The sequence below is a fragment of the Macrococcus brunensis genome, assembly GCF_004359615.1.
GTDB classification, from domain to species: Bacteria; Bacillota; Bacilli; order Staphylococcales; family Staphylococcaceae; genus Macrococcus; species Macrococcus brunensis.
Map to the genome: position 1 here is coordinate 1 of NZ_SCWA01000023.1, position 25,863 is coordinate 25,863.

Annotated in this window: 26 protein-coding genes; 20 read left to right on the plus strand and 6 right to left on the minus strand. The window is 41.3% G+C overall.

The genetic code is table 11. From position 1 onward, the window contains the following. The coding region (locus ERX27_RS10060; RefSeq protein WP_165983063.1) for an IS3 family transposase at positions 1-86 on the plus strand (86 nt) is incomplete at its 5' end. 64 nt (positions 87-150) lie between these two features. On the opposite strand, the gene ERX27_RS10065 is transcribed toward ERX27_RS10060, so the two are convergent. Together ERX27_RS10065 and lexA are read right to left on the minus strand one after the other, a co-directional pair. Further along, positions 151-588, minus strand: a complete 438-nt coding sequence (locus ERX27_RS10065; protein ID WP_133432698.1) for a hypothetical protein — start codon at positions 586-588, stop codon at positions 151-153. A gap of 209 nt (positions 589-797) precedes the next feature. Then, complete coding sequence (gene lexA, locus ERX27_RS10070; protein ID WP_133432699.1) at positions 798-1,418, minus strand: transcriptional repressor LexA; 621 nt, start codon at positions 1,416-1,418, stop codon at positions 798-800. A gap of 142 nt (positions 1,419-1,560) precedes the next feature. Here lexA and ERX27_RS10075 point away from each other — a divergent pair, with 142 nt between their 5' ends. From ERX27_RS10075 to ERX27_RS10100, 6 genes are all read left to right on the plus strand, one after another. After that, entirely contained in the window at positions 1,561-1,764 is a 204-nt protein-coding gene (locus tag ERX27_RS10075; RefSeq protein WP_133432700.1) for a hypothetical protein, read from the plus strand. A 106-nt stretch (positions 1,765-1,870) separates the two neighbouring features. Beyond that, the gene (locus ERX27_RS10080; protein ID WP_133432701.1) at positions 1,871-2,110 is read left to right on the plus strand and encodes a DUF896 domain-containing protein; all 240 of its coding nucleotides are present in this window, start codon (positions 1,871-1,873) and stop codon (positions 2,108-2,110) included. 10 nt (positions 2,111-2,120) lie between these two features. After that, the gene (gene tkt, locus ERX27_RS10085) at positions 2,121-4,103 is read left to right on the plus strand and encodes a transketolase (RefSeq protein WP_133432702.1); all 1,983 of its coding nucleotides are present in this window, start codon (positions 2,121-2,123) and stop codon (positions 4,101-4,103) included. A 92-nt stretch (positions 4,104-4,195) separates the two neighbouring features. After that, positions 4,196-4,426, plus strand: a complete 231-nt coding sequence (locus ERX27_RS10090; protein ID WP_133432703.1) for a YneF family protein — start codon at positions 4,196-4,198, stop codon at positions 4,424-4,426. A 114-nt stretch (positions 4,427-4,540) separates the two neighbouring features. Then, the gene (locus ERX27_RS10095; protein ID WP_133432704.1) at positions 4,541-5,224 is read left to right on the plus strand and encodes a cytochrome c biogenesis CcdA family protein; all 684 of its coding nucleotides are present in this window, start codon (positions 4,541-4,543) and stop codon (positions 5,222-5,224) included. Position 5,225: 1 nt separating this feature from the next. Next, a complete protein-coding gene (locus ERX27_RS10100; protein WP_133432705.1) occupies positions 5,226-5,699 on the plus strand; it encodes a CcdC family protein in 474 nt (157 codons plus the stop codon). A gap of 9 nt (positions 5,700-5,708) precedes the next feature. On the opposite strand, the gene ERX27_RS10105 is transcribed toward ERX27_RS10100, so the two are convergent. Continuing rightward, complete coding sequence (locus ERX27_RS10105; protein ID WP_133432721.1) at positions 5,709-6,197, minus strand: DUF2621 family protein; 489 nt, start codon at positions 6,195-6,197, stop codon at positions 5,709-5,711. Between the two features lie 93 nt (positions 6,198-6,290). On the opposite strand from ERX27_RS10105, the gene ERX27_RS10110 reads away from it, so the two are divergent. The 5 genes from ERX27_RS10110 to ERX27_RS10130 all read left to right on the plus strand — a co-directional run bounded on the left by ERX27_RS10110 (position 6,291) and on the right by ERX27_RS10130 (position 11,512). After that, the gene (locus ERX27_RS10110) at positions 6,291-6,494 is read left to right on the plus strand and encodes a DUF1659 domain-containing protein (protein WP_133432706.1); all 204 of its coding nucleotides are present in this window, start codon (positions 6,291-6,293) and stop codon (positions 6,492-6,494) included. Between the two features lie 35 nt (positions 6,495-6,529). Then, entirely contained in the window at positions 6,530-6,748 is a 219-nt protein-coding gene (locus ERX27_RS10115; protein WP_133432707.1) for a DUF2922 domain-containing protein, read from the plus strand. 75 nt (positions 6,749-6,823) lie between these two features. After that, positions 6,824-7,936 (plus strand): exonuclease SbcCD subunit D, encoded by a 1,113-nt coding sequence (locus ERX27_RS10120; protein ID WP_133432708.1) that lies wholly within the window; start codon positions 6,824-6,826, stop codon positions 7,934-7,936. After that, positions 7,923-10,820 carry an AAA family ATPase gene (locus tag ERX27_RS10125; RefSeq protein ID WP_165983147.1) on the plus strand — a complete coding sequence of 966 codons (2,898 nt, stop codon included), beginning with the start codon at positions 7,923-7,925 and terminating at the stop codon, positions 10,818-10,820. The genes ERX27_RS10120 and ERX27_RS10125 overlap by 14 nt, the downstream gene beginning before the upstream one ends. Positions 10,821-10,900: 80 nt before the next feature. Beyond that, positions 10,901-11,512, plus strand: a complete 612-nt coding sequence (locus ERX27_RS10130) for an SCO family protein (protein ID WP_133432710.1) — start codon at positions 10,901-10,903, stop codon at positions 11,510-11,512. A 35-nt stretch (positions 11,513-11,547) separates the two neighbouring features. Here ERX27_RS10130 and mscL read toward each other — a convergent pair whose 3' ends face one another. Beyond that, positions 11,548-11,916 (minus strand): large conductance mechanosensitive channel protein MscL, encoded by a 369-nt coding sequence (gene mscL / locus ERX27_RS10135; RefSeq protein WP_133432711.1) that lies wholly within the window; start codon positions 11,914-11,916, stop codon positions 11,548-11,550. Between the two features lie 172 nt (positions 11,917-12,088). On the opposite strand from mscL, the gene ERX27_RS10140 reads away from it, so the two are divergent. The 4 genes from ERX27_RS10140 to ERX27_RS10155 all read left to right on the plus strand — a co-directional run bounded on the left by ERX27_RS10140 (position 12,089) and on the right by ERX27_RS10155 (position 18,338). Beyond that, complete coding sequence (locus ERX27_RS10140; RefSeq protein ID WP_133432712.1) at positions 12,089-13,612, plus strand: glycine betaine uptake BCCT transporter; 1,524 nt, start codon at positions 12,089-12,091, stop codon at positions 13,610-13,612. Between the two features lie 87 nt (positions 13,613-13,699). After that, positions 13,700-15,013 (plus strand): TrkH family potassium uptake protein, encoded by a 1,314-nt coding sequence (locus ERX27_RS10145; protein ID WP_279434119.1) that lies wholly within the window; start codon positions 13,700-13,702, stop codon positions 15,011-15,013. 142 nt (positions 15,014-15,155) lie between these two features. Then, positions 15,156-17,861, plus strand: coding sequence for an aconitate hydratase AcnA (acnA, locus tag ERX27_RS10150; RefSeq protein ID WP_133432714.1), 2,706 nt, complete (start codon positions 15,156-15,158; stop codon positions 17,859-17,861). A 57-nt stretch (positions 17,862-17,918) separates the two neighbouring features. Beyond that, positions 17,919-18,338: an acyl-CoA thioesterase gene (locus ERX27_RS10155; protein WP_133432715.1), complete on the plus strand. Its 420-nt coding sequence runs from the start codon at positions 17,919-17,921 to the stop codon at positions 18,336-18,338. Positions 18,339-18,365: 27 nt separating this feature from the next. Here ERX27_RS10155 and ERX27_RS10160 read toward each other — a convergent pair whose 3' ends face one another. Both ERX27_RS10160 and plsY read right to left on the minus strand, forming a co-directional pair. Continuing rightward, the gene (locus ERX27_RS10160; protein WP_133432716.1) at positions 18,366-18,644 is read right to left on the minus strand and encodes a HesB/YadR/YfhF family protein; all 279 of its coding nucleotides are present in this window, start codon (positions 18,642-18,644) and stop codon (positions 18,366-18,368) included. A gap of 4 nt (positions 18,645-18,648) precedes the next feature. Further along, positions 18,649-19,230: a glycerol-3-phosphate 1-O-acyltransferase PlsY gene (gene plsY, locus ERX27_RS10165; protein ID WP_133432717.1), complete on the minus strand. Its 582-nt coding sequence runs from the start codon at positions 19,228-19,230 to the stop codon at positions 18,649-18,651. Between the two features lie 197 nt (positions 19,231-19,427). Here plsY and parE point away from each other — a divergent pair, with 197 nt between their 5' ends. The 4 genes from parE to ERX27_RS10185 form a co-directional block, all read left to right on the plus strand. Then, positions 19,428-21,440 (plus strand): DNA topoisomerase IV subunit B, encoded by a 2,013-nt coding sequence (gene parE / locus ERX27_RS10170; protein ID WP_165983148.1) that lies wholly within the window; start codon positions 19,428-19,430, stop codon positions 21,438-21,440. Then, positions 21,440-23,830: a DNA topoisomerase IV subunit A gene (parC, locus tag ERX27_RS10175; RefSeq protein WP_133432719.1), complete on the plus strand. Its 2,391-nt coding sequence runs from the start codon at positions 21,440-21,442 to the stop codon at positions 23,828-23,830. The genes parE and parC overlap by 1 nt, the downstream gene beginning before the upstream one ends. 99 nt (positions 23,831-23,929) lie before the next feature. Beyond that, on the plus strand, positions 23,930-25,372 hold the full coding sequence (gene alsT / locus ERX27_RS10180; RefSeq protein ID WP_133432722.1) for a glutamine transporter AlsT: 1,443 nt from the start codon (positions 23,930-23,932) through the stop codon (positions 25,370-25,372). Between the two features lie 178 nt (positions 25,373-25,550). Continuing rightward, positions 25,551-25,863: transposase (locus ERX27_RS10185; protein ID WP_133432720.1), on the plus strand; the 313-nt coding region annotated here is incomplete at its 3' end.

Sequence of the window (25,863 nt, forward strand, 5' to 3'; positions counted from 1 at the left end):
ACATCAAAAATTATAATGAAAATAGAATTCAACAAAAATTAGGCTACTTATCTCCGGTTCAATACCGAATACAAGCAGCCTTATAAAAAGTGTTTTTTATTCCGTCCCATTTTCAGGGTTCAGTACCAAAAATCCCATGGGTTTTTTAGTTTAGAGACGAGTGATCGTCATATTCAGACGTTCTGTTACTTTCTGGCGACTATTTGTACGCTCTGCTATGCGGTGGTCATCCTGATCGATGATATGAAGCATAGTATCAATGTGACCCAGACGGCGGAACTCTTCAGCGATAGACTGTGCAATGGAGTGATGTTCCGGGTTTACATGTGCATTTATATCATTGAAATAATTCTGAACATCCGTAAAATTAAGTGTCTGTTCATTGTCTTTATAGTTTTCAAGTGACGAAGTAAAACCATTTGTACTGTTTAATGACGGCTGATAGAGATTAGCAATCGCCAGTAGAGATTTTTTAATGCTGCCTTCTCCAAAACCGAAGTTGAACGCGAATTCTGAATCGCTTAAGTTTTTAACTTTATCCAATACTTGCTGACGTTCTGTTTTTACCCAGTTATAGTCGATAGTCATAATCATTCTCCTTTTTGTGTGTTTAGTTTGTTCATACCCGTAATTTCATGAAATATGTTCGTTTATCAAGATTCATTACGGGGTATTCAAAATCTAGAAAAGAGGAATGGGAATGAATCAAGACAAAACTGAAACTAAAGACATATTAGAGCAAGTTAAAGAAATACTTGGACGTAAATAGGTCACGCTATAAATAGCGTGACCTATTTTTAAAACTCACGGAAAAGTCCGACGACTTTGCCTAGCACTGTCACTTTGTTTAAATAAATGGGTTCCATTGTCGCATTCTCTGGTTGTAATCGGTAACGATTGCTTTCTTTATAGAAGCGCTTAACAGTTGCTTCATCTTCTTCTGTCATCGCTACGATAATATCACCGTTCTCTGCAATGGACTGACGACGGACGATGACTTTATCCCCGTCAAGAATACCCGCTTCAATCATACTTTCTCCAATAACTTCAAGAATAAAGACATCACTATTGTGACTTGAAGTGAAATGTGACGGAAGAGGAAAGTACTGCTCAACGTTCTCTACAGCAGTGATAGGCAAGCCCGCTGTTACTTTACCGACGACCGGCACCATAATCGTCTCTTCTAACAGAGCAGATGCAGGTGTTGTACTCACAATTTCAATGGCACGTGGCTTAGTAGGATCGCGCTTGATATAACCTTTTTCTTCTAATCGTGAAAGATGACCGTGAACAGTGGAACTTGAAGCCAGACCGACCGCTTCACCAATCTCTCTGACACTTGGTGGATAACCTTTAGTTGAAACAATATGTTGTAAATATTCATAAATTTCTTGTTGTCGTTTAGTTAGTTCTTTCATGAGAACACTCCTTAGTGTACTTTCTATCTGTATTATAGCATACTTGTTCGGGTGTCACAAACGTTTGTTCGTATTTATATTGACAACGAACAAGTGTTCTGTTATCCTATGAATACAAACAAATGTTCTGGAGGAAAATCACATGACAATTAGAATTTCTAAGGACTTTTTAGCATATTTCTTTTTCTTTTTAATGATGGCAACGTTCGGAATCATATATATGGCACAATCTAATGTTCTTTATGAAAAACCTCTTACTCATGAAGTAGGGCAAACTCAAGTACAATCGACTGCGAACACACATTCCGCCACCATGAACGGAGAAGTCCTGGGTATTGTTCGGTAATATGAACGTCTGACTTTAGTCAGACGTTTTTTTGTGCTTAAACAAGCACTCCTGATAGCTTTGAGCTATAAATTTTGATATCTTAATTAGTGAAAGGATGAGGTTTATGTTAGAAGAACACAAAATGAAAAGACTGAATGAACTCTCACAGAAAAAGAAAGAATCAGGTTTAACTGAAGAGGAAGGAAAAGAACAGACAGGCTTGAGAGCTGAATACCTGTCCAACTTCCGTAACAGTTTCAAAAAAACGATTGAAAACACAAAAATTATTGATCCGGAAGGCAATGATGTGACACCGGATAAAGTTAAAGAAATTCAGCGTCAGAATAATATCAGAGAAGAATAGGAGAGAAACAATGACAAACGATCAGTTAGCAATTGATACACTACGTGCGTTAAGTATTGACCAGATTGAAAAAGCAAAATCAGGACACCCTGGTTTACCAATGGGTGCAGCACCGATGGCTTATACATTGTGGACAAAGCACTTGAGATTTAACCCAAGTTCTAAGTATTTCTTTGACCGTGACCGTTTTGTTTTATCAGCAGGCCATGGTTCAGCACTTCTCTATTCACTGCTGCATGTGTCAGGGGCGCTTGAACTGGAAGAGCTTAAAAACTTCCGTCAATGGGAATCTAAAACACCGGGACACCCTGAGTTCAACCATACTGATGGTGTAGACATTACAACAGGTCCACTCGGACAAGGTTTTGCGATGAGTGTCGGGATGGCGATGGCTGAGAAGCACCTGGCAGCGAAATACAATAAAGAAGGTCATGACATTATTGACCACTTTACTTATGTGCTTGTTTCAGACGGGGACCTGATGGAAGGGATTTCTCATGAAGCGGCATCTCTTGCAGGTCATTTAAAATTAAACAAACTGATTGCTTTATATGATTCAAATGATATCTCGCTGGATGGTGACTTGGATAAAGCATTTTCTGAGCAGGTTAAAGGACGCTTTGAAGCATATGGCTGGCAGCATATTTTAGTTGAAGACGGCAATGATATCAATGCCATTGATGCAGCAATCACTCAAGCTAAAAACGCTGACCGTCCGACGATGATTGAAGTGAAAACAGTCATCGGCTACGGCGCTCCTAATAAACAAGGGACAAATGGTGTGCACGGTTCACCACTTGGAGCTGATGAACGTAAACTTGCTTTTGAAAACTACGGACTTGATCCAGAAGAGACATTCAATGTGCCTGATGAAATCTATGAAATCTTCCAGAACACTATGCTGAAACGTGCCAATGACAAGGAAGCTGCCTGGCATGAAGCATTTAAAGCTTATAAAGAAAACTTCCCTGAACTCGGGGAGCAGCTTGATGCAGCAATTGACAATCGCCTCGTAGAAGATTATGCCAATGCTTTACCGAAGTTTGAAGTAGGGACATCAGATGCGACGCGTAGTACTTCAGGACAGGTTCTTCAGGCTTTATCACAGTCCGTACCGCAGTTATTTGGCGGCTCTGCCGATTTAGCATCTTCGAATAAATCTAATATTAAAGAAGAAGCTGATTTCTCAGCAGAAACACCAGAAGGCCGCAATATCTGGTTTGGTGTCCGAGAATTCGCGATGGCTGCTATGATTAACGGTATGGCCGCGCATGGTGGGGTTAAACCATATGGCGCGACATTCTTTGTCTTCAGTGACTATTTAAAACCAGCGCTCCGTTTAGCTGCTTTAATGGGTGTACCGTCAACTTATGTCTTTACGCATGATTCTATCGCAGTCGGAGAAGATGGACCGACGCATGAACCGATTGAACAGCTGGCAGGACTTCGTGCGATGCCATATTTAAATCTGTTCCGTCCGGCCGACGGTAACGAAACTCGTGTCGCATGGCAGGTCGCAATGGAATCTAAGAAGGATCCAACTGCTTTAGTACTGACACGTCAGAACCTGCCTGTTCTTGATGTAGAGCAGTCAGTTCTCGAAGAAGGTGTACGACGCGGTGCTTATATCGTCTATCAATCTGAAACACCTGAATACTTAATCGTTGCGACGGGTTCAGAAGTTTCACTTGCTTTAGAAGCAGGTCAGCTGCTTGAATCTCAAGGTAAAGGTGTACAGATTGTCTCTATGCCGAACTTGAATATGTTTGATCAACAGGATGCAGACTACAAATCACAGGTTCTGCCTCGCAGCTTAACGAAACGTGTAGCAATTGAAATGGGTGCGACAGATGGCTGGTACAAATATGTCGGTCTAGATGGACTTGTTATCGGTATTGACCGCTTCGGTGCAAGTGCACCTGGCGACATCGTTATGGAGAAATACGGCTTTACGAAAGAAAATGTGGTTAAAGAAATTTTAAGCCATTTCTAGTAAGACTACCGGGTGACCGGTAGTTTTTTTATGGTTGAAATATAGACTGTATTTTAGTAAAATTTGATAGGAATGAGAAAGTGGGTGAATGAATGGCAACTTGGATCTGGATTTTATTAATTATTCTTGCAGCAGCTGCAGGAGCAGCCGCTGGTTTTTATTTCGCACGTCAATATATGATGGATTATCTTAAAAAGAACCCGCCTATTAATGAAGAAATGTTACGCATGATGATGATGCAGATGGGTCAGAAACCATCACAGAAGAAAATCAATCAGATGATGTCTATGATGAACAAAAACATGAATCAGAATCTGAAGTAATGAACAGCTCCTGTCCTGGTTGGATGGGGGTATTTTTTTGTCATCAACTGTTCAAAATATAGATGTTCATCCTATATAACTGTTTGCTAATATAAAAAGGAATGGGGTGATTAAATGGGCGATGTAACAATGGCTCTCGCGTTTGGGGCAGGTATTCTAAGTTTTATTTCACCATGTGTACTGCCGATTTATCCAGCGTTTCTATCATATATAACTGGGGTATCGTTTAATGATTTGCAGGAAGGTCAGATCAACCGTAAAGCTATCATGCATACGTTATTATTCCTGCTAGGGTTTTCAATTGTTTATATTTCGTTTGGTATAGGTATTGGTTTTGTCAGTACTATACTGCAGACGTATGATGATACGATTCGAATGGTTGGCGGACTGCTGATGATTGTGTTCGGGCTCATGACGCTCGGTATCTTTACACCTGACTTCCTGATGACGGATAAAAAGTTTAACTTCAAAAATCGTCCGTCAGGTTATTTCGGTTCATTCGTCATTGGTATCGCATTCGCGGCCGGATGGACACCGTGTATGGGGCCAATAGTAGGATCCATTATTTCTCTGGCACTTTCTAATCAATCGCTGGCACTGTTTTACATGATTCTCTATGTCCTTGGTTTCTGTATCCCATTTTTCCTGCTGACTTTCTTTATCACAAAACTGAAGTTCATTCGAACATACAGCCAGGTATTGATGAAAATAGGCGGGGTTATTATGATTATTATGGGTATACTGCTTTTCTTCGACCTGTTGGTTGAAATAACTAGACTATTCAGCTGGGGGATTTAATATGTATGTCATCTTGTCGATGATTGTTGCGGTATGTATGGGGCTTATCGTTATCGTAGTCAGAATGAAAGCCCAGAACTATCCGACTAATGTCAAAAAGATTATTTTACCACCATTTTTTATGGCAACCGGTGCTTTAATGTATATTTTTCCGTATTTCAGACTGACACCGATGGAAATATTAGAAGCAGTTATTGTCGGAATGTTTTTCTCATTATTTCTGATCTACACTTCTAACTTTGAAGTGAAAGACAAACAGATTTATATGAAACGCTCTAAACTCTTTCCCGTCATATTAATCACGCTGCTTGTCATTCGGTCCGTCATGAAATATTTCCTCAGCAGTACGATTCATCCCGGTGAACTTGCAGGTATGTTCTTCTTGCTTGCATTCAGTATGATCGTTCCCTGGCGTATTGCCATGTATTTGAAATACAGAAAAATTGAACAGCAAATAAATAAGACAGTCCGCTGACGGACTGTCTTATTTTTTTTGCGCAAGTTCTGAATGGTCAAATATTGAGAATTTTTTCTTCTCGTCATCAGCAAACTCAAAGTATTTCATATAGGGACTATAATCAATGTTCAGTTCTTTCAGCTTTTTCTTCATAAAACCGTGGTCACGTTTTGGTGTCGCAATGATATAGCCGCGCATCATATGATCAAGTTCAATTTTGTCTGCTTTCTCGTCCAGCGCGATTTTAGAAATGCGTCCTGCTATTCTTTCCTTGGCTACATCACGAAAGAGTTCAGGTACAGGAGAGACTAATTCATTCAGTAACGCTCTGCTGTCCTCCTGCCAGAGTGGCAGTGCCTGATTGATGTAATAGTACTGCCAGTCAAGCTCGCTTCTTCCATCTTCTTTAGGCATCCGCTTTAGAAACTTCCTGAACATAAAAAATCCGCCGATTGCCAGTAAGCCAATAAAAATCAGCGTCCATAAGAAGATTAAATACATAAAAGTATCGTTCAAATTATTCACCTCATGCCTCATTATAAAAAATATTTAGGGCTGTGTCTATTTCTCCTTCTTCTGCCGATATATAGGGTGAAAGGAGGTGAACACATGTTAAAAGAACTGACTTTAGTCCTGACATATGTCGCAGCAGTTGATGAAGACGGCAGAGAAGCAAAAAAAGCACGCCGTTTCAGTCAGGTCAGACTCGATCTGACGAATACACAGGCTCTTGAACTGCAAGGATTGATCAGCGAGCTGACTGGTGAAACATATGTGACTGCAGAACTGACTGAACAGAAAGTAGTTAATTAAAAAAAGACTATCACTAAAGAAAGGAGGCAATATCAGTGAAAACACTTCAGATGACATTTATGACGGATTTCGGTAAGAGCTATCAGTTCTCAGTCGTTAATCCTAAAGCAGATTTAAATGCGCAGACAGTCGAAAATGTGATGCAGACGATTATTGACAAGCAGTACTTTGAAACTAAAGCTGGACGTCCAGTCGCTATTAAAAGCGCAAAACTTGTAGACCGCATTGAAAGTATTTTAATCAAGAAAGACTAATTAATCTGACATCTACCTAAGACATGACCCGTAAAGGGCATGTCTTTTTGTGTATAATATGGATGAGGTGAAGTCATGAAAATCATGCATATTGCTGACTTACATATCGGCAGAACATTAAATCAGCATCAGCTACTTGAAGATCAGGTTTTTATGCTGGAACAGCTGATTGACGAGATAGACAAAGAGAAAATAGAGCTTCTGATGATTGCGGGAGATATATATGACCGGGCACTGCCTTCAAAAGAAGCAGTGCAGGTCTTTGAAACATTCATTCAGAAAATCAATATTGATAGAGGGCTGCCTGTTCTGGCAGTAAGCGGTAACCATGATGGTGCCACTAGACTGGGCTATGGCAAAGAGTGGTTTAAGCAGCATCAGTTTCATTTAAGTACTCATATAGCTGACAGCTTTCAGCCGGTGACTTATCAGAATGTTGATTTCTATTTAATTCCTTATGTAGAGCCTGCTGAAGCGCGTCTATACTTCGAGGATGACATTGAGTCACATCGTGACAGCTACAGTCGAATCATCGACCAGATTAGACCGGCAATGAACAGAGACAGAAAATCGGTAGCAGTCAGTCATCTGTTTATTCAAGGAGGTAAGGAGAGCGATTCGGAACGTGCACTTTCAATCGGGGCTGTGGAATATGTGCCTGAGTCAATTTTTAAAGATTTTGACTATGTCGCGCTTGGTCACCTCCACCATCCATTTGCGATTCAATCGGACAAGGTCTACTACAGTGGCAGTCTGATGAAATACTCATTTTCTGAAGTGCAGCAGCCCAAGGGCTACCGGCTGGTTACTATCGATGAAGAAGTACGGAATATTTTTGTGCCGCTTAAACTATATCGGGATATGCACGTGATTGATAGCAGCTATGACAAAGTGATGAATAACGAATTGAGCTTAAAACAGGATGATTATTACCAGTTTATTTTAAGCGATATGCGTCACATCAAGGATCCGATGACACGTCTTAAAACTGTATATCCCCATGTTTTAGAACTTCGCTACCTGGAAGAAACAGCTATAACGACTGATATTATAGCCGAAGTCGACAAAAGGGAAGACATTGAAATCATTGAACAGTTTATTCAATCGGTGTCAGAAGGCGCTCTGAGCAAAGAGCAGAAGCAGACGCTGGAACGTCTGTTAAAGGAGGTCAATGATGAAACCTATTAAACTTGAGCTCAAAAATTTCGGACCTTTTATTAATGAAACGATTCATTTTGATGAACTGAAAAAAGAGCAGCTTTTTCTGATCAGCGGACGAACAGGGTCAGGTAAAACCATCCTCTTTGATGCGATGACCTATGCCTTATACGGTGAGGCCTCAACGAAAGATAGAGACAAAAACGCGCTACGCAGTCAGTTTGCTGATGAAAATGAAGTATCGAGTGTGACTTTCACTTTTACGATTAATAACGCGACCTATATCGCTGAACGTCAGTTACCCTATAAAAAGCCGGGCAATAAGAATATGACTGATACAAAATTCCAGCTTCATGAGATTACTGATGACAAAAAACTACTGGCAGCGAAGCCCGCTGAAGGTAAACAAGCGGTGCAGAATATTATGAAAGTAGATGCGAATCAGTTCAGGCAGATTTTAATATTGCCACAAGGTGAGTTTAAGCGATTCCTCGTCTCATCTAGTAAAGAAAAACAGCCTGTACTCAGAACACTGTTTGGTACCGACCGTTTCAAATCACTGGAAGATAAATTGATGACAGAAACGAAAGCGCTGGAAGCAAGTGTTCATTCAATGGAAGAGAGACTGTATCTTTTATTAGAGCAGGTGAAAACAGAAAAAAGATTTGATGGGACAATCAGTCAGCAGTTTGCCTCATATATGGACGAAGTTAAGCGGCAGCAACATGCACTTGAAGATGTACAGGTTAGACTGAGTCGAAAGTTAGAAGAACTGTCACTTGAGCGGCAGTCGCTTGAACAGGCGATTCAAGTCAATGACTGGCAAAGGCAAATAAAAGAGGCAGAGGCTAGACAGGCAGAATTAATTGAGAGTGATGCAGCTATTCAGAATGCGAAGGATGAAGTGAGTCAGCTGCTAGTGCTCGATTATTTAAAGGAAAAAAAGGAAGCACTGGATAACTTAAAGGATAAAAGAACAGTATGGCAAAATGACTTCAATACATTAAAAGATAAGCAAAAACACGAAGATCATCAGCTTTCGATTTTAAAAGAGTCCATGACGGCACTTGATCAGGAATATGATTCTATAGAAGAAAAGAAACACTTCAGAGACAATCATCGACATTATATCGTTGAAGAAGAATGGCATCGATTAGAAGAGAAAATAACAGAAAGTATTAATGAACTTCAAGCACACCGGCAAAAATTAGAGCAACTTGAACCAGTTGATACAGGAAAGTTGCTGAATGAGCTTAATGAGATCATGACAGAACGTGAGCAGCTGAGTCAGCAGTTACAAGTAAAACAAATCACGATAACACAGCTGGAAAATGAACGACGTGATAGTGACAAGCAAAATGAACAAGTGAATATCAGAAGCACTTATGAAGAAGAACTGCAGGAACTTAACCAGAAGAAAACTGAACCGTTATTAGATGCTGTTGTAAAGCTTAGGCAACATCTGCATACCGGTGATCACTGTCCAGTGTGCATGCAGCAGATAAGTGTTGTACCAGACATACCTGACCGTGAGACATTAGAAGAACATCAGAAAATAGAACATCGTAAAATTAAACTGGAAAGTCTGATTGAGCAGCTGCAGCACTATCAAATTCGTGACACAACTGAAGTCGTTAAGCAGCTGAAGACTTTAAATGTTGAATTATCTGAACTGACGGCAAAAAAAGAACGATCTGACAGTCACTACGCGTCCTTGTCAGAACGTTATCAAAAAGAACTTAATAATCAGTCCATTTATCAATCACAGCAGCAGCTATACGAGAATCAACAGCGTGACTTACAGATGAGCGAGCAGTTGTATGAGCAGTTTAAGAAACGAACGGGTTATCAAACCTATCAGCAGTTTGAAGAAGCCTGGCAGCAGTGTCATCAGTCTATTCAGGATCATGAGGAAAATGTCAATGACCTTAAAAGTCAGATACTAGATAAAGAGCGACTTTTATCAAAGCTTGAAAGTGAACTCAGTCATTTGACAGTATTACTGTCGGACAGTGAAGCAGAATATGAATCTCTAGCTTTAAAACTGCAGTCTGATTTAACGAAGAACAAGCTGACTGAGGATTCAATTGAACAGAATGTGGATATCAGCCGCCTGGAAACGTTACAGCAGAAAATTGAAGATTATCAGACAGCAGTGCAGGAAGTTCAGTTTAAATTGGATACATTGAATCAGAATATGGCGGGTCGCACGTCCACTGATATCCAGCCGATTGAAGAGTCGATTAAAAATTTGGAGAATGCGGTCAATATGCTCGAGGCAGAAAAGCATACACTGCTGATCAGAGTAGGAGATAATGAGGAACTGCTTAAACAGATTGATGCCTTACTGACAGAATACGAGGCAAAGATAGCGAAGCAGAAAGAGGCACTGGAACTGTCAAGACTCATCAACGGTAAGAATCCCCTCAATCTGACGCTTGAAAACTATGTACTGACATACTATCTCGAACAGACCTTGATCCTATCTAATCTCAGATTAAATGATATGACGCATCATCGCTACCAGTTCAGACGGAAGAAGGAGAAGTCACTGGGCTATAGTGGACTGGATATCGAGATATTTGATCTCTATTCAAATCAGGTGAGAGATATTTCCACTTTATCGGGGGGAGAGACATTTTTAGCATCTCTTGCGCTCGCATTAGGTTTGAGTGATTATGTGACCCAGTTGTCAGGAGGCATCAGTCTTGAATCTGTCTTTATAGACGAAGGCTTCGGCACTCTGGATAATGAGACCCTTGAGACAGCGATTGAATCACTGATTGAGCTCGAACGAAGCGGTAAGATGGTAGGTCTGATTTCGCATGTTGAGATGCTGAAGTCGAGAATTCCAGCTATTTTACACGTTGAAAGTACAGGCTATTTAAGTTCTACACGTTTCAGCATCAAATAATTGTTACAGTTTAGTCAAAATTTCTTAGTAATATCTAAAAAACTCTGTGATATATTATTTATATCAAGGAGGGTACTGGTATGAAGAAATTAGTTTTTTTAATGGGTATTATCTTATTTTTAGCTGCCTGCAGTAACTCTAGGCTCGAGCCTAAGCCGAGTTATGGTAATCAGGTTTCTGAATTCAAAGCAACAGATGAAGACGGTAAAACATTCACCAATAAGGATATGAAAGGCAAGGTCTGGATTGCAGACTTCATCTTTACAAACTGTGAGACGGTATGTCCACCGATGACTTTTAATATGACTAAAGTGGTCGATGAGCTCGAAAAAGAGGGCGTCAAAGATTACGGCATTATCAGTTTCAGTGTAGACCCAAAACGAGATACACCGGCTAAACTGAAATCATATTCAGAACAATATGGCGCAAAAACAGATAACTGGAAGTTGATGACGGGCTATGATGAGAAATTTATTCGTCAGTTCGGTGAGGAAAACTTCAAAACAATCGCAATCCCACCTACAGCAGGAAATGATCAGGCTACACACGGGACATCTTTTTATCTGATTGATCAAAATGGCACAGTCATTAAAGATTATATCGGTAAAGATACGGGAGACCAGAAGTTCCCTAAAGGTGAAATTGTAGAAGATGTGAAGACCTTGATTCAAGAAGGGCCATACAAAAAATAAAACCGCACTGCCAGAAGGCAGCGCGGTTTTTTTGATTAAAGGTTTTTATTGCGAAGTAAATCGCGGATTTCTGTTAAAAGAACTGTGTTCTCTTCAATAGTTTCTTCTTTAGGCTGTGCTCTCGTTAATTTGTTGAACACTTTGACGAATAAGAAGATAGAGAAAGCGACAATCAGGAAGTCGATAATAGATTGAATGAAGACACCGTATTTAATTCCCATGTAAGCCCAGTCTTTAGCGAAGTCAGTTTTACCACCAAAAACTAAAGCGATGATTGGCATGATAACACTTTCAACTAATGCAGTAACAATTTTACCGAATGCAGCACCGATGACAACAGCGACAGCAAGTTCAAGGACGTTACCTTTTATAGCAAACTCTTTGAATTCTTTCATTAATGACATGTATAGTCACCTCCTATTAGAACATTTTACATCATTATCAGGCTAAAGGAAATAGTAATATGAAAGATAATGAAAACGGATAATTTCAACAATCAGCCGTGCAAAGTTGAAAGTTTACTCTAAGTACGTTATGATGTACATTGCTTTTATCATACAGAAAAGGAGATGCAAGATGGAAAAAGCTAAAATTACTAAAGTATTTTATATTTCAATGGTGCTTGTACTGATCACAGTGTTACTCGGTGCAATCTGGCCTGCGCATTTTGAAGAAATTACGGGTAACATTAACGATTTTATCGCGAAGGAATTTGGCTGGTACTATGTCATGATATCAACATTCATGGTTATTTTCTGTGTTTTTCTCATTTTCAGTCCGATTGGAAAACTGAAATTAGGCAAACCGTCAGATAAACCTGAATTTAATTTAATATCATGGTTCGCGATGTTATTTAGTGCAGGAATGGGTATCGGACTTGTCTTTTACGGTGCTTCTGAACCTCTCAGTCACTTTTTGACGCCGCCTACAGCTGAAAGCGGAACGAATCAGGCTTTCAGAGATTCTCTTAGGTCGACATTTTTCCACTGGGGCTTTCATGCCTGGGCAATTTACGGCGTCGTGGCACTTGGACTTGCTTATTTTCAATTCCGTAAAGGAGAACCGGGACTTATCTCTCGAACACTTCGTCCTATTTTCGGAAAACACGTTGAAGGTGTATTAGGTACTATTATTGATGTACTTGCAGTATTTGCGACAGTAGTAGGGGTTGCAGTATCCTTAGGGATGGGTGCTCAGCAGATCAATGGTGGATTACATTATCTTTTCAACGTTCCAAATACATTTTTAGTTAAGGTTATCATCGTCATTATTGTAACGGTACTTTTCCTGATGAGTGCCTGGTCAGGATTATCAAAAGGAATCCAGTATTTAAGTAACTTAAACATCTTTTTTGCAGCATTACTTTTATTCGGTGTTCTCTTTGTAGGACCGACTATATTGATCATGAATATGTTCTCTACTTCAATCGGTAACTTACTGCAGAACTTTATTTACATGAGTTTCGATGCGGCACCGCTTAACGAAACTAAACGGGAATGGATGAGTTCATGGACAATCTACTACTGGGGCTGGTGGATGAGCTGGAGCCCATTCGTCGGTATCTTTATTGCTCGTGTCTCTAAAGGACGTACGATTAGAGAATTTCTGCTTGGCGTTCTGCTTGTTCCTTCAATACTCAGCTTCTTCTGGTTCAGTGTCTTTGGCACAACAGCAATTGAAGTGGTCAAAAAAGTTCCAGCTATCGGTAAGATGACGTTAGAGACTCAGTTATTCGGTATCTTCCATGAGATGCCGCTAGGAATCGGTTTATCGATTCTCGCTTTACTGCTGATCTGTACTTTCTTTATCACATCAGCAGACTCAGCGACATTCGTACTCGGTATGCAGTCGACACATGGCTCACTTAATCCGCCGAACACAGTGAAAGTCATCTGGGGTATTTCACAATCACTTATCGCACTTGTCCTGATTTATGCAGGTGGGTTAAATGCGCTGCAGAGTGCGGCTATTATTGTCGCATTCCCGTTCTCATTTGTCCTCCTCGGTATGATGTATTCATTGTACAAGGATGCGAATAAAGAAAGACTGCACCTTGGTCTAACTTTAAAACCTGATAAACGTTTCAGAAAAAAAGAATAAAATAAAAGACGGATCAGCTGATCCGTCTTTTTTCTATTGATTAATTTCAGTTTTGACAGATAATAGATTAATGAGGAGGGGGCAATCATCAGAAAGAAATCTAATCCCTATACGATTATTCTCTTATCTTTTTTAGTAACACTCTGTATCGGCACTTTATTACTGGCACTACCTATCGCACAGAAACATCCGGTGCCCATAATCGATCATTTCTTTATTGCGACCAGTGCGTTTACAGTGACAGGACTCGCAACAATCGATATCACAGCGGACTATACTTATTTTGGTCTAACAGTCATTATGCTGCTCATACAGGTCGGAGGACTTGGTATTGTGACCCTTGGAATGGTTATCTTTATATTAATCGGTAGAAAGGTCGGCCTGAAAAACCGCTTCCTGATTACTGAGGCGCTTAATCAGACAAGTATTGGCGGTATTATGCGTCTCGTCAAATTTGTCCTCATCATCAGTCTCGGGTTCGAGTTTGCAGGTACGCTGCTTCTCGCTCTTGAATGGATTCCCGAGTACGGTTTTTGGAACGGTTTATACCGAAGCCTGTTTACCTCTATCAGTGCGTTTAATAACGCAGGCTTCGCGCTACATAGTGATAATATGATGTCACATCGTACGAACCCAGTCATCAACTTTATTGTGACATCGCTCATTATTATGGGTGGGCTGGGTTTCACAGTCTATATCGATTTGATCAAGAAGAAATCATTCCATGCACTGCGTGTCCATACAAAGATCATGCTGATTGGTACGATATGCGTCAACTTTTTTGCGACTGCCCTGATTTTCCTCCTGGAAATGCATAATCAAAAGACAATAGGAGGCTATCACTGGTTTGACCAGCTCCAGATGTCTTATTTTCAGGCTGTGACAACGAGGACAGCAGGCTTCAATTCTATTGATATCGGTGCGATGAATACAGATTCTCTGCTAATTATGATGCTGCTGATGTTTATCGGTGGCGGATCTACTTCTGTAGCCGGTGGTATTAAGCTGACGACAGCAGCCATGGTTATCTTTGGTACAATCAGCTATATTCGAGGTCAGGAAGAAATCAATATATTTGAACGTGCTATCGAAATGAAGTTTCTGCTCAGAAGTTTTGCGATTGTCGTTCTCAGTTCTACGCTCATTTTTATCATTACTTTCCTGCTTGTTCAGGTCGAGCATGACCTGCCGTTTCTGCCGCTGTTTTTTGAAGTAGTGTCAGCTTTTGGTACGGTCGGACTGACAATGGGCGTTACCGCGAAACTCTCCGTTGCCGGTAAATTACTCATTATCTTGATGATGATGATCGGTAAGATTGGTGTATTAACCATTGTCTTCACATTCTCTAAACCGAAAAAACAACTTTATCATTACCCAAAACAAGATATACTCACAGGTTAAAAGATGCCAGAAAGGCATCTTTTTTTATAAGCAAAACTTATGATTTGTTATTTGATATTCAAAATATGAGCGTGTTTACTTATTTTTTGCAATTGATTAAAATAAGATTGAAAGGGCATTTAACTCAATAGGGGGAACTTATATGAATTCAAATCTTCAGCAGTCATCAAAGCAGACATTTGAACTGAACGGAAAGACTTATACATTCTACAGCTTAAAATCACTGGAAGAACTCGGTCTCGGTGAGATCAGCAAATTACCATATTCTATCCGTGTGTTACTGGAATCGGTCCTGCGACAATTTGACGGACGAGTCATTACAGAAGACCACATTAAACATTTAGTCAAATGGAGTAAGAAAAATGATCCAAATGCAGAAGTGCCATTTAAACCATCACGTGTCATTCTGCAGGATTTTACAGGGGTACCTGCAGTAGTAGACTTAGCTTCACTACGTAAGGCGATGGATGATGTTGGGGGAGACGTCACTAAAATTAACCCGGAAGTACCGGTGGACCTTGTCATTGACCACTCTGTACAGGTTGATCAGTATGGTAATGAGTCAGCTCTTAAGCGCAATGTGGAGCTTGAGTTTGCTCGTAACAAGGAACGTTATCAGTTCTTAAACTGGGCGACTAAAGCATTTGATAATTACCGTGCAGTGCCACCTGCAACAGGTATCGTCCACCAGGTGAACTTAGAGTATTTAGCGAATGTTGTTCATGTGAGAGAAATCAACGGTGAGCAAGTTGCGTTCCCGGATACACTGGTCGGTACTGACTCACATACAACTATGATCAATGGTATCGGTGTTCTTGGATGGGGTGTCGGTGGTATTGAAGCAGAAGCGGGTATGCTCGGACAACCTTCATACTTCCCGATCCCAGAAGTCGTCGGGGTTAAACTGACAGGAGAACTGCCTGAAGGTACAACTGCAACAGACTTAGCACTGCGTGTGACGCAGGAACTCCGTAAAAAAGGGGTAGTCGGAAAATTTGTTGAATTCTTCGGACCAGGCGTTGAAAAATTACCACTTGCTGACCGTGCGACGATTGCGAATATGGCACCTGAGTATGGTGCGACTTGCGGCTTCTTCCCAGTAGACGAGGAATCGCTTGCCTATTTACGTTTGACAGGTCGTGACGACCAGCATATTCAAGTCGTTAAAGAATATTTAGTGCGTAATAATATGTTCTTTACAGTGGATAAGCCGGAACCGACTTATACAGATATTGTTAAACTTGACTTATCGACAGTAGAAGCTTCTTTATCAGGTCCTAAACGACCTCAGGATTTAATTAAGTTAAGCGACATGAAGAAGGAATTCATTAAATCTGTTATTGCGCCAGCCGGTAACCAGGGACACGGTTTTGATGAATCTGAATTTGATAAAAAAGCGCATATCAACTTTGCAGATGGGCATCAAGGTGAAATCAAGACAGGCGATATCGCGATTGCGGCGATTACTTCTTGTACGAACACTTCAAATCCTTATGTGATGCTCGGAGCGGGACTCGTAGCTAAAAAAGCGATTGAAAAAGGCCTGCAGGTACCTGAATACGTGAAGACTTCTCTTGCACCAGGTTCTAAAGTTGTAACAGGTTATCTGGAAGCAAGTGGTCTTCAGGACTACCTGGACCAGTTAGGATTCAATACAGTCGGCTATGGTTGTACAACTTGTATCGGTAATTCAGGTCCTTTATTACCTGAAATCGAAGAAGCGATTTCTCGTGAAGATTTACTGGTGACATCTGTCTTATCAGGTAACCGTAACTTTGAGGGACGTATTCATCCACTTGTTAAAGCGAACTATTTAGCATCTCCGCAGCTCGTTGTTGCTTATGCACTTGCGGGTACAGTGGATATTGATCTGCAGAACGATCCACTCGGCAAAAGTGCTGATGGACAGGATGTTTATTTAAAAGATATATGGCCTTCTATTGAGGAAGTAAAAGATGCGGTTCATTCAGTTGTAACACCGGAATTATTCCGCAAAGAATATGAATCTGTCTTTGAGTCAAATAGTCTCTGGAATGCGATTGAATCGACAGATCAGCCGTTATATGATTTTGATCCTAATTCTACTTATATTCAGAATCCGACTTTCTTCCAGAACTTATCGAAAGAACCGGGTATGATCCAGCCGCTTAAAGATTTACGCGTAATGGGTAAATTCGGTGACTCAGTGACAACTGACCATATTTCACCAGCAGGTGCTATCGGTAAAGACACACCAGCGGGACTTTATCTGAAAAACCATGGTGTTGATATCCGTGACTTCAACTCTTATGGTTCTCGTCGTGGTAACCATGAAGTCATGATGCGTGGTACGTTTGCAAACATCCGTATCAAGAACCAGATTGCACCAGGGACTGAAGGTGGCTTCACGACTTACTGGCCAACAGGTGAAGTGATGCCGATTTTTGATGCGGCAATGAAATATCAGGCAGACGGCACAGGACTTGCGGTACTTGCCGGGTATGACTACGGTATGGGTTCATCACGTGACTGGGCAGCGAAAGGAACGAATCTGTTAGGTGTCAAAACCGTTATCGCGCAGAGTTACGAGCGAATTCACCGTTCAAACCTTGTCATGATGGGTGTGCTGCCACTTCAGTTTATGAAAAGAGATTCAGCTGAATCTCTTGGTTTAACTGGACGTGAAGCGATCTCAGTCGATATCCATGAAGGTATTCGTCCTCGTGATATCGTTAAAGTGACAGCTGTCAAAGAAGACGGCTCAAAAGTAGAATTTGAAGCACTTGCTCGATTTGATTCAGAAGTAGAAATTGATTACTATCGTCATGGTGGTATCCTGCAGATGGTTCTTCGTAACAAATTAGCATAATGTTTAACCGGCTTAACAGCCGGTTTTTTTGTTATAATGTAGCGGAGGAGTGAGGATATGTTTATTACGGAAACAGAGATAGCGGTCAGATATGCCGAAACAGATAAGATGGGTGTTGTCTATCATGCTAATTATCTGATCTGGTGTGAAGTGGCACGGACTGACTTCATTGAGAAAGCAGGATTTAAATATGCAGATATGGAAGCTGAAGGGATTATCTCACCGGTTATCAATATCAATTTAAACTATAAACAATCTGTGACTTATCCGGAGAAGGTTATCGTCAGGAGCTGGATTGAGTCGTACAGTAAATTAAGAACGGTCTATGGCTATGAAATCTTAAACGCATCAGGTGCCGTTGTGGCAGACGGTACTTCAACGCATGTTCTGCTGAAAAAGGGCTCAGACAGACCCATCAGACTGGACCGGCACTTCCCAGAATGGCATGAGAAATATATGGAACTTTACGAGCAATAAAAAATACCACGTCCAGGGGACGTGGTATTACTTTGTATAAATAACTTCGTCGTTTTGCACGGTTACGTTTAATGTATTATCTTCAAAGTACCAGATATCTTTCGCATCAACAAAGTAAGTGATGCCATTAATCGTTTCGTTATAGCTGTCAGCGGGTAATGGCTCAACAGTAAAGCCAATTCCAAAACCTTGCTTCAGCTGAAAGTCTCCACCATATCTTGGATAGAATTTAACAGCCATATCCTCTGTTAGTTGAAGTTCTTCTTTAAACCAGTTCTGGGCATTTTCGTCTAAAATGATTTTCATTTTATCACATCCATTTAATTTTTGGTTCTTCGTGGTTCATTATACGACTGATGTTAGCACGATGTCTAACAATAACAATTACCATGATGATGAAGGAAATGCCTGTTATGATCCAGTCACCAAATGGAACTGCTGCGATAAAATTAATGGTGCTGGCAAGAATGCTCGCCAGTGAGACGTACTTAAATGCGTAGAGAACACTGAAAAAGGCGATAGCCGTTAAAATGAACAGCACAGGATTGACAGCAAGTACAACTCCTGCTGATGTCGCGACAGCCTTACCACCTTTAAATTTCAGGAAAATGGAGAAGACATGTCCTAAGACGGCGAAGAGTCCGACAATGATTCCGTGGACATCACTATGAAATAGCAGGGGTAGAAGTGCACCGATGACGCCTTTTGCCATATCCAGCAGTGTCACCACTATACCGGCATTTCGTCCGAGGACGCGGAATGTATTGGTGGCGCCCAGGTTGCCACTGCCATAGTTTCTGATATCTTTATGATAAAAATATTTGCCGATCAGTAGGCCGGGCGATACGCTGCCGACGAGATAAGCAATTAAACACATCCATACAATAGTCATTCAAGCACTCCTTTTAATAGCAGGTACTAATAGTTTACCATATAGGTGTATGGACGATAAGTAGTTATCATTATTTTTATAATTAAAATATAACTTTATTATGTAAACTAATATATAACTTGATTTTTTAACCAAAATGTAGAAGAATAATGATTGTATGAAAAAATAACGAACATATGTTTGCAGGAGGGTCCGATTTGGTACAAAACAATCAATATAATGATGAATCTATTCAGGTGCTTGAAGGCCTTGAGGCAGTAAGAAAAAGACCTGGTATGTATATCGGTTCTACAGATGGCCGCGGATTACATCATCTTGTTTATGAAATATTAGATAACTCTATAGATGAAGCACTGAATGGACATGGATCAGCGATTGACGTCACGCTTAATAAAGATGGCAGTGTGACTGTCGCAGATAATGGCCGTGGTATGCCGACTGGGCTGCATAAGACGGGCAAACCGACACCTGAAGTCATTTTTACTGTGCTTCATGCAGGCGGTAAGTTTGGCCAGGGTGGCTATAAAACGAGTGGGGGTCTGCACGGTGTAGGGGCTTCTGTCGTCAATGCACTGAGTTCATGGCTGAAAGTAACGATATATAATAACGGCAAGATTCATGAGCAGCGATTTGAAGACGGTGGACAACCTATGACGACTCTTGAAGAAGTAGGCACGACTAAACGGACTGGAACGACCGTTACCTTTATGCCGGACCCTAAAATATTCAAACAGACCGTGCATTTTAACTATGATACACTGGCAGAACGTCTTAGAGAATCAGCATTCCTCTTACAGGATTTAAAGATTACGCTGACTGACAAACGCGGTAAGGAAGAGAAACAGGATATCTTTCATTTTGAAGAAGGGCTGAAAGCATTTGTGGTCTTTGTCAATGAAGGGAAAGAGACGCTGCATAATGTCGTGATGTTTAAAGGAGAGTCAGCAGGCATAGAAGTAGAAGCTGCCTTTCAATATAACGACCAGTACAGTGAGACGATTCTGTCCTTCGTCAATAATGTCCGTACAAAAGATGGGGGGACACATGAAGTCGGAATGAAGACGGCGATTACCCGTGTGTTCAACGAATATGCCCGCAAAATTGGAGAACTGAAGCAGAAGGATAAGAATCTGGACGGTAATGATATCCGTGAAGGGATGACAGCTGTCATCTCTGTCAAGATCCCTGAGGAACTGCTGCAGTTTGAAGGACAGACGAAATCTAAGCTGGGTACAAGTGAAGCACGAAGCGCAGTCGACAATGTCATTGCTGATCAGCTGCCCTACTTCCTTGAAGAAAACGGTAAACTCTCACAGAGTCTGGTCAAAAAAGCGGTCAAAGCCTCTCAGGCACGTGAAGCAGCACGTAAAGCGCGTGAAGAGGCGCGTAATGGCAAGAAAAAGCGTAAGGAAACACTTCTGTCAGGTAAGCTGACGCCCGCTCAGAGCAAGAATACAGAAAAGAATGAGCTCTATCTTGTTGAGGGCGATTCTGCCGGCGGTTCTGCTAAGCAGGGACGTGACCGTAAGTTTCAGGCGATTCTGCCGTTAAGAGGGAAAGTCATCAATACAGAGAAAGCAAAACTTGAAGATATCTTCAAAAATGAAGAAATCAATACCATTATCCATACAATCGGTGCAGGCGTCGGTACTGACTTTACATTAAAAGACAGTAACTACAATAAAGTTATTATTATGACCGATGCCGATACAGACGGTGCACATATTCAGGTGCTGCTCTTGACGTTCTTCTTTAACTATATGCGCCCGATGCTTGAAGCAGGTCGTGTCTATATCGCTCTGCCACCTCTTTATAAAGTCTCAAAAGGGAAAGGGAAGAACGAAGTCATAGAGTATGCCTGGACAGATGAAGAACTGATGGATGTCCAGAAAAAAGTCGGTAAGGGATTCACTTTGCAGCGTTACAAAGGTCTTGGTGAAATGAATCCGGATCAGCTATGGGAGACGACGATGAATCCAGAGACGCGTACGCTTATCCGTGTGCAGATTAATGACGAAGTAAGAAGTGCAAAACGTCTGACGACACTGATGGGCGATAAAGTCGAGCCACGACGTGACTGGATTGAAAGACATGTTGAATTCGGCATGCAGGAAGATGTCGGTATCCTTGAGAATGATGAAGTACAGCTCATGAAAGAAGAAGAGGATATCAACGTGATAGAAGATGTAGAGTTAGGAGATGAAGCGTAATGGCTGAACAGATACAGATTCTGCCGCTTGAAGATGTCATTGGTGACCGCTTTGCGCGGTACAGTAAGTATATTATTCAGGACCGCGCGATTCCCGATGTTCGTGACGGCCTGAAGCCGGTGCAGCGCCGAATTCTGTTTGCGATGCATCAGGAAGGCAATACATTCGATAAGAATTTCAGAAAAAGTGCCAAGACAGTCGGTAATGTGATCGGTAACTATCATCCGCATGGTGATACTTCCGTATATGAAGCGATGGTCCGTATGAGTCAGGACTGGAAACTTCGCCATGTCCTGGTTGAGATGCACGGTAACAACGGTAGTATCGATAACGATCCACCTGCAGCCATGCGTTATACTGAGGCCAAGTTATCTAAACTGGCAGAACTTCTGCTGAAAGATATTCAGTATGAGACAGTGGACTATGTCCAGAACTTTGATGATACAGCGATGGAACCGGTTGTCCTGCCTGCTAAATATCCGAACCTTTTAGTCAATGGTTCAACAGGGATTTCAGCAGGTTATGCGACAGATATCCCGACACATAACCTGAAGGAAGTCATCGATGCGACACTGCTCGTCATGGATAATACGAATGTCAATCTGGACCGTATCATGGAAGTGATGCCCGGCCCTGATTTTGCGACGGGGGGAATCATCCAGGGTAAGGCAGGCATCAGACAGGCGTACGAAACAGGTAAAGGCAAAATCGTTGTCCGCGGTAAAGTAGATATAGAAGAACTGCGCGGCGGCCGTAGTCAGATTATTGTGACTGAGATTCCATATGAGGTCAATAAAGGGGTGCTCGTCAAGCGTATTGATGAACTCCGTGCTGATAAGAAAGTCGATGGCATTCTGGAAGTTCGCGACGAAACAGACCGCGAAGGGCTGAGAATTGCTATCGAGCTTAAAAAAGATGCCAATGCTGAAGGCATTCTGAATTACTTGTATAAGAATACAGAACTGCAGATCAACTACAATTTCAATATGGTAGCCATCAGTGACAGACGACCTAAACAGCTCGGTGTCCGTGAGATGCTGGACAGTTATATCCGTCATCAGTATGAAGTGGTCACAAGACGGAGTGATTATCAGCTGCAGCAGGCTCAGCGCCGCATGCATATTGTTGAAGGTTTGATTAAAACAATTTCTATTCTGGACGATGTCATTGCTGTTATCAGAAAATCGAGTAACAAGCAGGATGCAAAACAGAACCTTGTCGATTCATTTGAATTTACGATGGAACAGGCTGAAGCGATAGTCAGTCTTCAGCTATATCGTCTGACGAATACGGATATAGTGGCGCTTGAGAAAGAACATGATCAGTTAAAAACACAGATCAAAGAACTGGCTGAAATTCTCGCAAATCCTAAGAAACTGAAGCAGGTCATTAAGAAAGAACTTAAACAAGTTCAAAAAGAATACGGTGAACCTCGACTCAGTCAGATAGAAGAGAAAGTAGCTGAACTGAAGATATCTAAAGACATTACTGTTCCGAATGAAGAAGTGATGGTCAGCCTGACAAGAGATGGTTACATTAAACGAACTTCTTTAAGAAGCTATGGTGCAAGTGAAGTGAATGAAGTCGGCGTTAAAGAGGGCGATACACTGCTTACTCATACTCAGGCTAATCTGCAGCACACGCTCATTGTCTTTACTTCACAAGGACACTATCTCTATATTCCTGTCGTTAACTTGCCTGATGTGAAGTGGAAAGATCTCGGTACACATGTTTCACAGATTGTACCGCTGAAAGAACAGGATCGTGTACTCAACATGGTTGCTGTAGAATCATTTGATACGCGTTTTGTAGTCACGGCGACACGTAACGGTATGATCAAAAAGACGGCGCTTAAAGATTATCAGACCACGCGTTTTACCCGTCCGATTGTCGGCATTAAACTGAAACCAGATGATGAAGTCATCTACAGTGATATTGTTAATGAAGGCACAGTTATGGTCGTTACACAAAACGGTTATGCACTGAGCTATCAGACAGATGAGATCAGTGAACAGGGCTTAAAAGCAGCCGGTGTAAAGTCAATCAATCTTAAAGATGATAGAGTCGCTGCGACCCTGATTCAAAAAGACGGTGATTTACTGATTGCGACGCAGCGCGGAGCAGTGAAACGGATGAAGTTGAACATGGAAGTTTCGAAAAGAGCTAATAGAGGCCTCTTACTTCTGAAGGAACTGAAATCCAATCCACATCGCATCGTTGCAGCTGCCATCGTACAGTCGGAAGAGCAGTTCCATTTACTTTCAGATAAAGGACAGACTTTCAGTCAGACGGTGAAATCAATCCGTGTGACAGAACGCTATACAAACGGCAGTTTTGTTGTAGATGAAGGTGACTTTGGGAAAGTCTCTGACATGTTTATTACTGAATAATATATCTTTGGACAATCCTTTTGTGATAATATACGTGATATACGTATTTTTTTACAGGAGGATTGTTCTTTGAATTTTAATGACATTAATTTTGATGCTATGATTCCTGAATGGTTCAAGACCATTGTGTCGACAGGTAATGATTTAATCTGGACACAATTTTTAATTGGTCTGCTGCTGATGGCAGGACTATTCTTTAGTTTAAGCTCGCGTTTTGTTCAACTTAGATGGCTGCGTGAGATGTTCCGTGTAATCGGTGAAAAACCGGAAACACTGGATGATGGTCAGAAAGGGATTTCCTCATTTCAGGCATTTGCAATCAGTGCGGCAAGCCGTGTAGGAACAGGTAATATTGCCGGCGTTGCAACTGCGATTGTGCTTGGTGGTCCAGGTGCAGTCTTCTGGATGTGGGTCATCGCGTTCTTCGGTGCGGCGTCCGCATTCTTCGAGGCGACTTTAGCGCAAGTCTATAAAGTACCGGATAAAGAAGGCGGCTTCCGCGGTGGTCCGGCATACTATATGGAACGTGGACTCGGTCAGAAATGGCTGGGTGTGACATTTGCGATTCTGATTACTGTGACATTTGCGTTTGTCTTCAACACAGTACAGTCGAACACGATTGCAGAGAGTTTTAATACGCAGTACAGTATTGCACCGTGGATAACAGGTCTCATTCTTGCTGTTATTACAGCAGTCGTCATCTTCGGCGGAGTTCGTTCTATCGCTAAGATTTCATCAACGATTGTCCCTGTTATGGCGATTCTTTATATCTTACTGGTACTGTTTATTTTAGTGACACATGCTAATATGATTATTCCGATGCTTGCTTCTATCGTTAAAGGTGCCTTCGGTATGGAACAGGCATTTGGTGGGGCGCTCGGCTTTACTATTATGCAGGGGATTAAACGAGGACTCTTCTCAAATGAAGCGGGGATGGGGTCAGCACCGAATGCTGCCGCAACAGCTGCTGTCTCTCACCCGGTCAAACAAGGGTTGATTCAGTCGCTTGGTGTCTTCTTTGATACAATGATCGTCTGTACAGCGACAGCAATCATGATTCTTCTTTATTCTGGACTTGAATTCGGTGAAAAAGCGCCTCAAGGTGTTGCCGTGACACAGGCAGCTCTTAATAGTCACGTCGGCTCGTTCGGTGGTATGTTCTTAACAGTCGCTGTCTTCTTGTTCGCTTATTCATCTGTTATTGGTAACTATTACTACGGTCAGTCAAACATTGAGTATTTAACAACGAATAAGACAGTAATGTTTATCTTCCGTCTACTCGTTGTATTCATGGTCTTCTTCGGCGCAGTTGTTAAAGTCGAGACAGTGTGGGCAACAGCTGACTTATTTATGGGTCTGATGGCTATCTTAAACATTACAGCGATAATCGGCTTGGCACACGTCGTATTTGAAGTGGCTCGTGACTATGCAGATCAGCGTAAAAAAGGCCTTAATCCAGTCTTCAGAACAAAAAATGTTAAAGCAGATTTATCTTCAGTTGATACATGGGGCGACAATTCTTATCACTATGAAGACAAATAAAAAAGACTATGCATGTGCAGAGGCCACTGAAAATCCCCTTTAATAATCTACGATTATTCTGATGATTAAAGGAGAATCGCAATTGAATAAAAATCTTTTAGAGAACATGAATTTTGAAATTCATGTTCTTTATTTTGTTCTCATCATTTAAACTTAAGGAAACAGGGGGAGTCGTTCGATGATCAGACCGGATTCACAGAAGATGAACAGTAATTATTCAGACCTTTATGACATAGTTGTACCTAAAAATAACAAACTGAGAAGAATGAAAGACATTATCGATTTTTCATTCATCTACGATGAAGTAATAGAAAATTATTCGATAACGAAAGGAAGAAGTGCCGTAAGTCCTGTCAGAATGTTCAAATATCTGCTTCTGAAAGTTATTTTTGATTTATCAGACGTTGATGTGGTGGAACGCTCATGTTATGATATGTCTTTTAAGTTTTTTCTGGATATGGCGCCTGAAGAAGAAGTGATTCACTCCAGTT